Consider the following 14562-nt stretch of genomic DNA (forward strand, 5'->3'; position numbering starts at 1 on the left):
ACCAGAAATATCACACTTTCATATTTTGTTGTGGGATTTTCTCGTGGTTGACTGACTTGAAAATAAAACTTTGGCTATAAACCAACAGAAATAGGTGACTGTTAACCATAAAGATGAATATTTATAAACCGCAAGATAGCAAAATCACCCTAGCTCAACAACAAACATACTGGCAACAGCAGCTTGGCGGTGATCTGCCTATGTTAGAAATTCCATTAGATTATCCACGCTCACCGCTTCAGTCATTCACGAGAGCTAAGGAAGTTGTTGAGCTTGATAAAAAGCTCTGCTTAGAACTCAATAAATTTTGTCTAAGTGAGAACGTCACTCTTTTTACTACGCTCCTTGCTGCATTTAAAGTTCTTTTGCTTCGTTACACGGGACAGAAAGATATCATTGTGGGGTCACTGTCTGCTGATAGTCTTCAGGAAAAAGAGGGAGCAAACCCTGAAAGATTCATCAATCCAGTAGTGCTAAGGACAAATTTAACCGAAGAGCTAACTGCTAGAGAACTTTGCAAGCGGGTTGGTAACAAAGTTGAGGAAGCTGCACAGAATCGTGATTACCCGTTTGAGAAGTTGGTTGCGGTAGTTAATGGGGAGCAGAATTTAACAAGAGCACCGATTTTTCAAGTGATGTTGGTGCTATGCGATGTACCATTTTGTCTTTCACAAACGCCGATTTACGAAGAGAATCTGGAGGAACAGGAACATAGCGCTTTGTGCGACTTAGTTGTTTTGGCTTCTCAAAAAGAAGGGAACTTAATCATCAGCTGTGAATACAACGCTGAGTTGTTTGAGTCAGCCTCGATTAGGCGAATGCTAGGGCATTTGCAGACCCTACTGGAAAACCTCATCGCCAATCCAGACCAGTGTATTTCCACTTTGCCACTGCTTACAGAGCCAGAGCGACACCAGTTATTAGTGGAGTGGAACGATACTAAAACAGACTTTCCACAAGATAAGTGTATCCACGAATTGTTTGAGGCTCAGGTGGAACAAACTCCCCAAGCGCAAGCTGTAGTTTATGAAGAACAGCAGCTATCCTACCAACAGCTGAATCGAAAAGCTAATCAATTGGCACACTATCTTCAAGGTTTGGGAGTAGGTTCAGAGGTACTTGTTGGTATTTGCATGGAGCGATCGCTCGAAATGATAGTGGCGATGCTAGGTATTCTCAAAGCTGGTGGAGCCTACGTGCCATTAGATCCGGAATATCCTCAAGAACGCTTGGCTTTCATGCTAGAAGATACTCAGGTATCAGTATTATTGACTCAGCAGTCACTTAAAGAAAGGCTTCCTGAGTATAGAGGAAATGTAGTGTGCCTGGACACAAACTGGTTAACCATTGCCCGAGAAAGTGCAGAAAATCTGACTGGTGCAGTAAAAGCTGATAATCTCGCCTATCTAATCTACACATCAGGCTCAACCGGAAAGCCAAAAGGGGTTATGATACCTCACCGTGGGATCTGCAATTACTTGCTTTGGATGCAAGATAATTACCAAATTACCACAAGCGATCGGGTTCTACAGAAAGCTCCCTATAGCTTCGATCTATCGGTAGGGGAATTTTTTTCGCCGTTGGTGGCTGGCGGGTGCTTAGTTTTTGCCCGTCCAGGAGGTCATAAGGACAGTGCTTGCCTGGTCGAGTTAATTAACGAGCAGAAAATTACCATAATGCATTTTGTTCCTTCAATGCTAGCAGTTCTCATAGAACAACAGGGAATTGAGACTTGCTGTTCTCTTCGACTGGTCATCTGCTGCGGTGAAGCGCTACCTTTTAAACTACAAGAGCGTTTCTTTGCTCGTTTGAAAAACTGTGAATTGGACAACCTCTACGGACCAACAGAAGCCTCTGTGGAGGTAACTTTTTGGAAATGTCAGCGTAGCAGCAACCAACAAGTCGTACCTATTGGTCGCCCGATCCCCAACACCCAAATCTATCTGCTCGACTCCAATTTACACCCCGTTCCTGTTGGTGTTGAAGGTGAGCTCCACATTGGTGGTGTATGTTTAGCGAGAGGCTATCTCAATCGACCGGATTTAACATCTGAAAAATTTATTGCTAATCCTTTTAGCAACGATCCAGAAGCACGCCTTTATAAAACTGGAGATTTAGCTCGATATCTGCCAGATGGGAATATTGAGTATGTTGGTCGTATCGATCATCAAGTTAAGATTCGCGGCTTTCGTGTTGAATTGGGGGAAATAGAGTCAGTACTGGGTCAACATCCCGCCATACAGCAAAACGTCGTACTGGTACGGTCGGATGAGCCCGATCAAAAGCGACTTGTTGCTTATATGGTTCTCAATTCCCAATCTGAAGATTTTGTTGATCAGCACCAGACAGCGCTAGAATCCGACCAAGAACTAGTTTCCCAATGGCAAAAGGTTTATGACCAAACCTATAGCCAGACAACTCAGTCTCAAGACCCAACCTTTAATATTGTAGGCTGGAACAGTAGCTACACAAATCTACCGATTCCCGAAGCCCAAATGCGCGAGTGGGTGGATCGAACTGTTGAGCGGATTCTTAAAAGCCAACCGAGGCGTGTGCTGGAAATTGGTTGTGGTACTGGTTTACTATTATTCAGAATTGCTCCCCACTGTACCCAATATTATGGAACTGACATTTCTCAAACTGCTCTTAATTACATCCAGGAGCAGATATCAAGATTGGAGCAAGAAATACCACAAGTAACTCTTGCACAGAAGACAGCCGACAACTTCGAGGGAATAGAACCAAAAGCCTTCGATGCGGTCATTGTGAATTCAGTTATTCAGTTGTTCCCTGACATTAACTACTTATTAAAAGTTATAGAAGGTGCTGTCAATACATTAACTCCTGGTGGGTTTATCTTTTTGGGGGACATACGCAGTTTTCCTCTAATAAAAGCTTTTCATGCCTCTGTTCAGCTTGAACGCTCTCCAGCATCTTTGTCTGTAGAACAGTTGCGCCAACGTGTCCAAAGGGAAATTGCACAAGATAAAGAATTGCTAATTGACCCTACCTTCTTTACAGCACTTCAGCAACATTTACCGAAAATCAGCCACGTCCAAATTCAGATCAAGCGCGGTCAATGTCATAATGAAGTAACTAAATTCCGCTACGATGTTATTCTTCACATAGAAAAAGAGGTTTACTCCACAGGAGAAGCACGCTGGTTAGACTGGCAGAAAGATGGACTTAGTATGCCAATTGTCCGCCAGATCCTTACAGAAACCGAACCAGAAATTTTAGGGATCAAACACGTACCCAACGCCCGTCTGAATGCAGAAATTAAGCTCCTAGATTTGCTTTCTTGTGATGAAGGATCTGCTACAGTAGGTGAATTGCGAGAAACCTTGCAGCCGTTTTCCGGGAATGGAGTGGAACCAGAAGATTGGTGGGCGTTGAGTGATGAGTTACCTTATACGATTTACATAAACTGGTCTGGGGCAGGGGCTTTAGGTTGCTACGATGTAGTCTTGCAACAAAGCAATACATTTTCATCTGCTTTGTCGAACACGGTGTCCAACGATCCGGTAAAACCTTGGACAGCTTATGCTAATAATCCCCTTCAGGAACAGGTGGCTGGCAAGCTCAGATCAGTATTACGAAGTTATTTGAAAGAACGTCTACCTGACTATATGGTACCAGCAGCTTTTGTTGTACTCGATAAAATGCCTCTGACACCTAATGGAAAAGTAGACCGTCGTGTGCTGCCTGCCCCAGATATGTCTAGACCTGAATTGTCAGCAGCTTTGGTCATGCCCCAATCGGATGCTGAACAACTCATTGCTAAGGTTTGGCGGGAAGTCCTGCAATTGGACGTGGTAGGAATTCATGATAACTTTTTTGAATTAGGCGGACATTCTTTGCTCCTGCTCCAGGTTCGTAACAAACTAGTCGAAATTGTGGGTTCAGAAGTATCAATTGTAGCGCTGTTTCAACACCTTACAATTCATACTTTAGCCCAACACCTAAGTCAAAACAAACCAGAAGTCTCTACCGTTAAGCACAATAATACTGGCTTACGCCTTCTAAGAGTTTCACGAACAAGGGAATTGTCTCTGTCTTTTGCCCAGGAACGAATGTGGTTCTTGAGCCAGTTAGAGCCAACTAACCCCTTTTACAACGAACCACAAGCTTTACGATTTCATGGTTCCCTGAACATCGTGGCGTTGGAGAAAAGCCTCAACAAGATTATCCAGCGTCACGAAGCTTTACGTACAAACTTCGTAACCGTTGACGGGCAACCAGTTCAGGTAATTACTGAAACTTTGATCTTAAGTGTGCCAGTAGTAGACCTGCAACACTTAAGAGAAAGTGAGAGAGAAATCCAGATCCAGCAATTAGCAACAGCAGAAGCCCAACAACCCGTTGACCTCGCTAGCTCGCCTTTAATCCGAGCAAAATTGCTTAAGCTAACACAGCTAGAATATGTGTTGCTGCTCACAATGCACCACATTGTCTTCGATGGTTGGTCATGGGGTATAATTTTACAGGAGTTAGCAACTGTTTACTCAGCTTTATCCAATGACTTGTCTCCAGAGTTACCTGAATTACCAATTCAGTACGCAGACTTTGCTGTTTGGCAGCGGCAGTGGTTGACAAAAGAGGCACTTTCGTGTCAACTGGCTTATTGGAAGCAACAACTGTCCGGCGTGCCAGATTTATTGGAACTGCCAACCGACCGAGTGAGACCTTCAATTCAAACGTTCCGGGGGGCGCATCATAAAATTGCACTCTCACTAGAGCTAACTCAGGCATTAGTGAGTTTAAGTCAGCGATCTGGGGTCACCCTGTTCATGACCCTTTTGGCAGCGTTTCAAACATTACTTTACCGTTATACAGGGCTGACCGATATCTGCGTTGGCACGCCGCACGCTAACCGCGATCGCACCGAAATTGAAGGATTGGTTGGATTCTTCGTCAATATGTTGGTTCTGCGGACTGATATATCTGGCAATCCGAGTTTTGAGGATGTACTGTCTCGAGTTCGGGAAGTGACGCAGGAAGCTTATGCCCATAAAGACCTACCGTTTGCGAAGTTAGTAGAGGAATTGCAGATAAAGCGTGACCTAAGCTACACACCACTGGTGCAGGTCATGTTGGCGTTTCACAATGTGCCGATGCCCCAGATACAGATTGAAGGCTTAACGGTGAGTCAATTAGCGGTAGAAAGCGCTACGGCGAAGTTTGATTTGATTTTATTGTTAGAGAACACGACCTCTGGAATAATTGGGGAATGGGAATACAATACTGATCTGTTTGATGCTACCACCATCGAGCGGATGGTAGGACATTTCCAAACTTTACTAGAGGCGATCATCGCGAATCCAGAACAGCGGGTTTCTGAACTACCCCTGCTAACAGAGCGAGAGCGACTCCAGCTATTAGTAGAGTGGAACAGCACCACAAAAGATTATCCGCAGGATAAGTGTATCCATCAGTTGTTTGAGGAACAGGTTACGCTTACGCCTGATGCTATTGCGGTAGTCTTTGAAGGGGAACAACTGACCTATAAAGAACTTAACCAACGGGCAAACAGAATCGCACACTACTTGCAACGCTTGGGCGTGGCACCAGAAGTGCTAGTGGGGATCTGCGTAGAGCGATCCCTGGAGATGGTAGTGGGATTGCTTGGCATCCTCAAAGCAGGCGGTGCTTACGTTCCCCTCGACCCAACCTATCCCCAAGAACGCCTTGCCTTCATACTCAATGATGCTACAGTCCCAGTTCTATTAACCGAAAAGCAACTGATTGACAAACTCCCCTCACATCAAGCCAAAGTAGTTTGCTTAGACACAGACTGGGAAACCATTAGCCAAGAAAACTCAGACAGCCCAATCACAAAGCTAAAACCCAATAACTTAGCTTACATCCTCTATACCTCCGGCTCTACAGGTCAACCTAAAGGAGTCGCATTAGAACATAAAAATACAGTTAATTTTATACATTGGGCGCAAAACACCTTTAATTCAGAACAACTCTCTGGTGTCCTCGCCTCCACCTCCATCTGCTTCGACCTTAGTGTCTTCGAGCTATTTGTTCCCTTATCCTGTGGTGGTAAAGTCATCCTCGCCGAAAACGTCTTACAGCTACCCACCCTGAAAGCTGCTCTAGATATCACTCTAATTAACACAGTCCCAAGCGCGATCGCGGAATTAATACGGAATAACAGTATACCAGAAAATGTGATTATTGTCAACCTGGCTGGAGAATCTTTGTCGGCAAAACTGGTAAACCAACTCTATCAACAAAAGACAATTGAACAAGTTTTCAATCTTTATGGACCAACTGAAGCTACTACCTACTCTACATTCAGCTTATGTGTTAACACAGAAAGTGAAATCAGCAAAGCAAGACACTCACCCTCTATTGGTCGTACCTTAGCCAATACCCAGATTTATATTCTAGATTCCCATCTTCAACCAGTTCCGATAGGAGTCCCCGGTGAACTTTATATCAGTGGTGCTGGACTAGCCCGTGGCTACCTTAATCGTGCAGAGTTAACACAAGAGAAATTTATCTCAAATCCGTTTCCAAGGGATGGAGCCGGAAAAGAAAATCAATCCTCAAATTTAGAACGTCTTTACAAGACTGGTGATTTAGCCCGTTACTTAAGCGACGGTAACATTGAATTTCTTGGTCGTCTAGATGATCAGGTAAAAATTCGTGGTTTCCGCATTGAATTGGGAGAGGTTGAAGGCGCGATCGCACAACACCCCAGTGTACAGCAAACAGTCGTCACAGCTAGAGGTGATGACTTTGGTGACAAACAGCTGGTAACTTACATCGTTCCTCACCCAGAACAGACACCAACCACAGACGAACTGCGCCACTTCCTTAAACGGAAACTGCCAGAATATATGGTGCCTAGTGCCTTTGTTTTCCTACACACCCTACCCCTAACTCCCAATGGGAAAATCGACCGCCGCGCCCTACCAACACCAGACTTTCAACACGAACTGCAACAGTCTTTTGTAGCCCCAAGAACTCCTATTGAAGAGATGTTAGCTAGCATTTGGGCGGATGTCCTAAGAATTGAACTTGTGGGGGTTCACCACAACTTTTTTGAAATGGGCGGACATTCCTTACTAGCAACTCAAGTGATTTCTCGGGTGCGCGACACCATGTACGTGGAATTACCATTACGTAGCTTGTTTGAATCTCCCACTGTTGCCTCCCTAGCTGAGCGTGTTGAGATCGCGATCGCACCGGGGCAATCTATAAAAGTCTCCCCTCTATTACCGATTTCAAGAGCAGCCGAAATCCCATTATCCTTTGCACAGCAGCGCTTATGGTTTATTGAACAATTCCACCAAAGTAGTGAATTATACAATATACCATTAGCCTTGCGTCTTAGCGGTCAACTCAATGTAGCTGCTTTAGAATCCAGTCTCAACGAAATTATCTGCCGTCACGAAGTGTTGCGGACAAACTTCACAACAATAGAGGGTAAACCCGTTCAGGTTATCGCTTCTACTCTGAATTTAAAATTGCAAGTGGTGGACTTGCGTCATATGCGGTCAAGCGATATTGAAGTCGAGACGCAACGATTAGCCACCACTGAAGCAATGAAACCTTTTAATCTGGAACACTCGCCTTTAGTGCGAGCAACTTTGCTACAGAAAAGCGAAACAGAACACGTCTTGCTGCTAACAGTACACCACATTATTTTTGACGGGTGGTCAATGGGCTTACTCTACTCAGAGTTAGCAACACTCTACTCGGCATTCTGTGCAGGTTCAGCTCAAGTTTTACCAGAATTACCCATACAGTACGCTGATTTTTCTGTTTGGCAGCGGCATTGGTTGACTGGAGATATACTGTCAACACAGCTTAACTACTGGAAGCAACAATTAAACGATGCTCCGGGTTTATTAGAATTACCCACGTCCAGAGCGCGACCTACTGTTCAGACATATCGAGGGGCGTATCATTCTTTGGCTCTTTCCCAGGAGTTGAGCGTAGCACTCATCCAACTGAGCAAGCGCACGGGAGTCACCTTGTTTATGACGCTATTAGCAGCGTTTCAGACATTGCTTTATCGCTATACAAGGCAAGATGACATCGTAGTGGGCACGCCCATTGCTAATCGTAACCGTAAGGAAATCGAAGGGCTAATTGGCTTTTTTGTCAATACCTTAGTAATGCGTACCTACCTCGGCGGCAATCCCAGTTTTAAGCAGTTGTTAAGTCGGGTACGGGAAGTGGCAATAGGAGCTTACGCTCATCAAGACTTGCCCTTTGAAGAGTTGGTAGAGAGATTGCAACCAGTGCGCTCCTTAAGCCACACACCCCTGTTCCAGGTGATGTTTACGCTGGAAAACTCTCCCATGCCTTCTTTCGATCTGCCTGACTTAACTGTAAGTCCATTGGTAGTAGAAACCACAGCGGCGAAGTTCGATTTGACTCTATCAATGTCGAATACCGCCTCAGGATTGATATGTTCATGGGAATACAATAGTGACTTGTTTGACAATCACACTATCGCTCGTATGGCAGAACATTTCCAGACCCTGCTGTCAGGTATTGTAGCGAATCCAGAACAACGAATTTCAGAATTGCCACTGCTAACAGAGCGAGAGCGACACCAGCTATTAGTAGAGTGGAACAACACTGCTCAAGATTATCCGCAGGATAAGTGTATCCACCACTTGTTCGAGGAACAGGTAACGCTTACGCCTGATGCTATTGCGGTAGTCTTTGAAGGGGAACAACTGACCTATAATGAACTGAACCAACGGGCAAACAGAATCGCACATCACCTGCAACGCTTGGGTGTGGGGCCAGAAGTGTTAGTGGGGATCTGCGTAGAGCGATCCCTGGAGATGGTAGTGGGATTGCTTGGCATACTCAAAGCGGGTGGCGCGTATGTACCTCTTGACCCAACTTATCCTTCCGAGCGTTTGGTCTTCATGCTAGAAGACGCTCAAGTGCCAGTGCTGCTAACTCAGGCGAAGTTAGTAGAGTCTTTTCCTAAACATCAAGCACGAATTGTCTGTCTAGACACAGACTGGGAAGTCATTGCCCAACAAAGCAAGGAGAATCTTAAAACCAGCGTGACGCCTGACAAAACGATCTATGTCGTTTACACCTCCGGCTCAACGGGGTTACCTAAGGGAGTTGCTGTTCCTCATCTGGCTGTAAACCGCTTGGTACTTAACACAAACTACATTAACTTAGGTCCAAAAGATGTAATTGCTCAAGTCTCGAACAGTTCTTTCGACGCTGCTACATTCGAGATTTGGGGAGCTTTACTTAACGGGGCGAAGCTCGTTGTTATAACTAAGGATGTAGCGCTTTCACCCTTGGATTTTGCCGCCGCGATCAAAGAGCAAGGAATTAGCGTATTGTTTTTGACGACTGCTTTGTTCAATTTGCTAGCAAGAGAAGTCCCGTCGGCTTTCTCTTCAGTGCAACACCTTTTATTTGGAGGAGAAGCTGTCGAACTTCGGTGGGTTAAAGAAGTGCTGAAGAATGGTCGACCTGTACGGTTGCTTCATGTTTATGGGCCTACCGAAAATACAACATTCACCACTTGGTATTTGATACAAGCTGTTCCAGAAGGGGCAAAAACCATTCCCATCGGTTGCCCCATAGCCAACACTCATTGTTTTCTGCTCGACGAGCATCTACAACCTGTTCCCGTCGGTGTCCCTGGAGAACTGTACATCGGTGGAGATGGTCTGGCATGGGGCTACCTCAACCGTCCCGATTTGACTTCTGAAAAATTTATCCCCAACCCCTTTAACAATTCAAAATCGCGAAGCGTTGCGTTGGCGGAGCGTGCCACAGGCAGCGAAGCGACGCAATCTCAAAATTCAAAATTATATAAGACTGGGGATTTGGCGCGATATTTACCAAATGGTAATATTGAGTACCTTGGTCGCATTGACAATCAGGTGAAGCTTCGTGGCTTCCGCATCGAACTTGGAGAAATTGAAGCTGTGCTGACCACTCATCCCCAAGTTCAAGAAACCACAGTCATCATCCGAGAAGATATCCAAAGCGATAAGCGCCTCGTCGCCTATATCGTTCCTAAGACCGAGACGGAACCAAACGCACCACTACCCACACTCAGTGAGTTGCGTTCCTTCCTCAAAAGTAAGCTGCCCGACTACATGGTACCAAATGCCTTTGTGATATTAAAGGCAATGCCCCTAACACCCAATGGAAAAGTAGACCGTCGCAACCTACCAGTCCCCGATCACACCACTAGACCCGATGAAGCTTATGTAATGCCGCAGACCAAGGTCGAACAAATCGTAGCTGCCGTTTGGCAAGAGATGCTTCAGGTAGAGAAAGTGGGGATTTATGACAACTTCTTCGAGTTGGGAGGTCACTCATTGCTCGTGGTTCAGGTTCACCACAAATTGCAAGAAATTTTGGGAGTCAAGTTGTCAATAGTTGAAATGTTTCAATACCCAACTATACATTCTTTGAGCGAACGCTTAAGTAATTATTTAACCATACAAGATGCTTCAAAACAAAGCAATGGTGATGGGTTGAATCTTCGCGCTCGCCAAGCTTCAATGCAGCAACAAAGGCAACTTAGGCAGCATCATCAGTCTGATATAGCCATTATTGCTATGTCGGGTCAGTTTCCAAAAGCTCAAGATATAGATTCCTTATGGAATAACCTATGCAACGGGATAGAATCTATATCATTTTTTTCGGAACAAGAAATGGTCGCCGAAGGTGTTAACATAAAGTGGCTGAATAACCCTAAACATGTAAGAGCCAGCGGTGTATTGTCAGACATAGAGCTATTTGATGCTTATTTTTTTGGTTATAGTCCCAAAGAAGCTGAATTGATAGATCCGCAACAACGCTTATTCTTAGAATGTGCTTGGTCAGCCATAGAAAAAGCAGGTTATGACCCAGAAAACTACAAGGGGTTGATTGGGGTTTACGCAGGGTGTGGCGGGAATGATTATTTACTAAAAAATCTCTATCCCAACCGCGACATTTTAGAGTTGAACGACTTTGACGACTTAAGTTATGGCAATGCTCCAGATCATCTGGCAACTCGGGTTTCTTACAAACTCAACCTCACTGGACCTGCACTTAACATACAAACGGCTTGTTCTACTTCATTAGTTGCCGTACACTTAGGGTGTCAAAGTTTGTTGAATGGGGAATGCGATATGGCGATCGCGGGTGGCGTTTCCATCCATCTTCCCCAAAAGACAGGCTATTTGTATCAAGAAGGCTTAATTTTATCTCCCGATGGACACTGCCGAGCTTTTGATGCTAAAGCAAAGGGAACTGTAGGTGGTAACGGTGTGGGAATTGTCGTTCTCAAGCGCCTAGCAGATGCGCTCGCCGATGGTGACTACATCCATGCAGTGATTAAAGGCTCATCCATCAATAACGACGGTTCATTGAAAGTCGGCTATACAGCTCCCAGTATAGATGGTCAAGCTGCAGTAATTTCTCAAGCTCAGGCTGTAGCCGGGATCGATCCTGATACAATTACTTATATAGAAGCTCACGGCACTGCAACTGGGCTAGGAGATCCCATTGAAATCGCAGCACTAACACAAGCGTTTCGTGCCAGTACCCAGAACAAAGGCTTCTGTGCTATCGGTTCCCTGAAAACTAATGTCGGACATTTGAATACGGCAGCCGGTGTGACAGGTTTAATCAAGACTGTTCTGGCGCTTAAACACAAGTTACTGCCACCTAGCTTGCACTTTGAACAACCCAATCCCGATATTGACTTCGCCAACAGTCCCTTTTACGTCAATACCAAACTCTCCCAGTGGGAAACAAACGGCACTCCACGCCGTGCTGGGGTCAGTTCTTTTGGTATGGGGGGTACTAATGCACACGTCGTTTTGGAGGAAACTCCTGCTGAATTTGAGTACAAAAGTCAGGAATCTGGAGAGCCGAGGAGAAAGTTTCAGTTGTTGGTACTCTCCGCCAAAACTGAGACTGCACTTGATACCGCAACGGCAAATCTGGTTGAACATTTAACTCATCATCCCGATCTTAACCTGGCTGATGTAGCTTACACGCTTGGAGTTGGTCGAAAGGCTTTCGACTATCGACGGATATTAGTGTGCAGTGATAGAGAAGATGCTGTTAATACACTGTCTACCCAAGATCCGAAACGAATTTTTACCAACGTCCAAGAACCTAAAAATCGCCTGGTCGCGTTCATGTTTTCCGGTCAGGGATCGCAATATGTGAATATGGCTCTTGAACTCTACCAAGAAGAACCAGCATTTACGGAACAGATCGACCTTTGTGCAAAATTCCTTAAACCCCACTTGGGACTTGACTTGCGGGATATCCTGTACCCTAGTGAAGAAGAGGCAGAACAAGCGGTAGAACAATTGAACCAGACTGCGATTGCACAACCAGCACTATTTACCATTGAGTATGCCCTAGCTAAATTATGGATGTTGTGGGGCGTGCATCCTGTGGCGGCAATCGGTCACAGTATTGGCGAATATGTGGCAGCAACTCTTGCAGGCGTTTTCTCCTTAGAAGAAGCATTATCCCTCGTCGCTGCACGGGGACAACTCACGCAGCAAATGCCTCCAGGGTCGATGCTTGCTGTACCGCTTTCCCAACAGCAGGTACAACCTCTCCTTAACAATGAACTCTCCCTAGCTGCAATTAACGGGTCATCCCTTTGCACGGTTTCAGGTGCTACAGATGCTATAGTTGCACTGCAACAGCAACTTCAAGCACAAGGTGTGGAATGCCGTCGCCTGCATACCTCCCATGCCTTCCATTCCTATATGATGGAACCCATTTTAGAGACATTTACCGAGCAGGTGAAAAAAGTCAACCTAAAACCCCCTCAAATTCCCTATATTTCCAACGTGAGCGGAACTTGGATGACAGCAGAGGAGGCAACAAATCCAAATTATTGGGCTAGACATTTACGCCAAACTGTGCTCTTCAGTTCAGGCTTGCAAAGGTTGTTGCTTGAACAAGACTTAATTTTACTAGAAGTTGGTCCTGGAAAGACGCTGAGTGCGATTGCGAAAAAACATGTAGATACAGCTGCAGAACAGGTCATACTTTCTTCGGTAAGACATCCCCAAGTCCAACAATCTGATGTGGCTTTTTTGTTGAACGCATTAGGCAGACTCTGGCTTGCAGGAATACAAGTAGATTGGGCAGGATTCTATGCTGGCTCTCAACGTCATCGTCTACCGTTGCCGACTTATCCATTTGAACGGCAGCGTTACTGGATTTCACCGCCTAAAGTTGCAGGGACGCAAAAAGAATTAAATTCCCATACGGTATGCCCTGATGATGCTGTCAAGACGGATGTTGAAACGTTGGATACAAAGTCTCCAAAGAAAGATTTATCCTCACTCTACGCAACAAGACCGAATTTACCGAATCTCTATGTTGCTCCTCGCAGTCAGCTGGAACGGACCATAACCGAAATATGGCAAAAATTCTTTGGGATTGAGCAGGTGGGAATCCACGATGACTTCTTTGAATTGGGGGGAGATTCCTTGCTGGCAGTTCACCTGATTTCTAAATTATGTGAAACCCTTAAAGCAGAATTGTCTCCCCATAGCTTGCTAGGTTCGCCCACTATTGCAAGGTTTGCTGAATTCATAGAACAGACCGCGATCGCCTCTGCGCGACCTTTGCAACCTGCGCTTCCCGAATTGCTGGTAGAAATTAAATCCGGCAGCTTTAAACAACCTATGTTCTTAATACATCCGGTTGGCGGACACGTCTACATATATCGCGATTTGGCAAATTGTCTAGGCTCAGATTATCCAGTCTATGGGTTACAAGCACAAGGCATAGATGGAAAAACACCACCACTCACCCAAGTTGAGGAGATGGCGACTAAATATATCGAAGCACTGCGCGTTGTCCAGCCTGAAGGGCCATATTTTCTTGGGGGTTCTTCTTTTGGAGGCACTGTGGCTTTCGAGATGGCACAGCAATTGCTGGCTGTAGGCGAAGAAATAGCGCTGCTCGCTCTTATAGATACTCCAGGTCCCGGTCAAATGCCGGTAAAAATAGAAGATGATGAGCTGCAAATCTTGACTTATATACTCAATGTCGGTGCCAACCTTTCCGTTTCTTTAGACCATCTCAGGCAGCTTGAACCAGACGAGCGATTGCTCCACTTTTTGGAGGAGGCTAGACAATCTATGAGATTGCCGCCTGATTACGGGCTTTGCGATCTCCGTTTCTTCTTTAATATCTTCAAGGTAGACGTTCAAGCTATGCGGAACTATACACCACGAACCTACCCAGGTCGCGTCATCTTTTTCCGCGCCAACGAGCGGGATGCAACCAATCCCCAAAACCCAGAGCTAGCTTGGGTGAATTTGGCAGCAGGAGGATTAGAGGTTTATGAAGTCCCAGGAAACCACATTACTATGAATTACACTCCCAACGTCCAAGTGATAGCCGAACGGCTGAGGACATACCTATTGTCTTTGAGCGCTGGGAGCAGTAAACCAAATACTTAAGTTAACCCTCGTTCCCAGGCTCAGCCTGGGAACGAGATATCGAGGCTGAGCCTCGTTGTTGATACTGGTGCAAGATGTGAACTTAAGGACTTGCAGCCATATTGGT

Annotated in this window: 1 protein-coding gene; it reads left to right on the plus strand. The window is 45.4% G+C overall.

Annotated features, from left to right (window positions below):
- The first annotated feature begins 113 nt into the window (after positions 1-113).
- Positions 114-14456, plus strand: a complete 14343-nt coding sequence (locus WA1_RS42005; RefSeq protein WP_017748552.1) for a hybrid non-ribosomal peptide synthetase/type I polyketide synthase — start codon at positions 114-116, stop codon at positions 14454-14456.
- Positions 14457-14562: the final 106 nt, after the last annotated feature.

Origin of the sequence: Scytonema hofmannii PCC 7110 (genome assembly GCF_000346485.2) — a bacterium.
Classification (GTDB): domain Bacteria; phylum Cyanobacteriota; class Cyanobacteriia; order Cyanobacteriales; family Nostocaceae; genus Scytonema; species Scytonema hofmannii.

Coding starts and splice junctions, on each gene's coding strand:
- WA1_RS42005 (WP_017748552.1), top strand. CDS start 114: ATGAATATTTATAAACCGCAAGATAGCAAAATCACCCTAGCTCAACAA.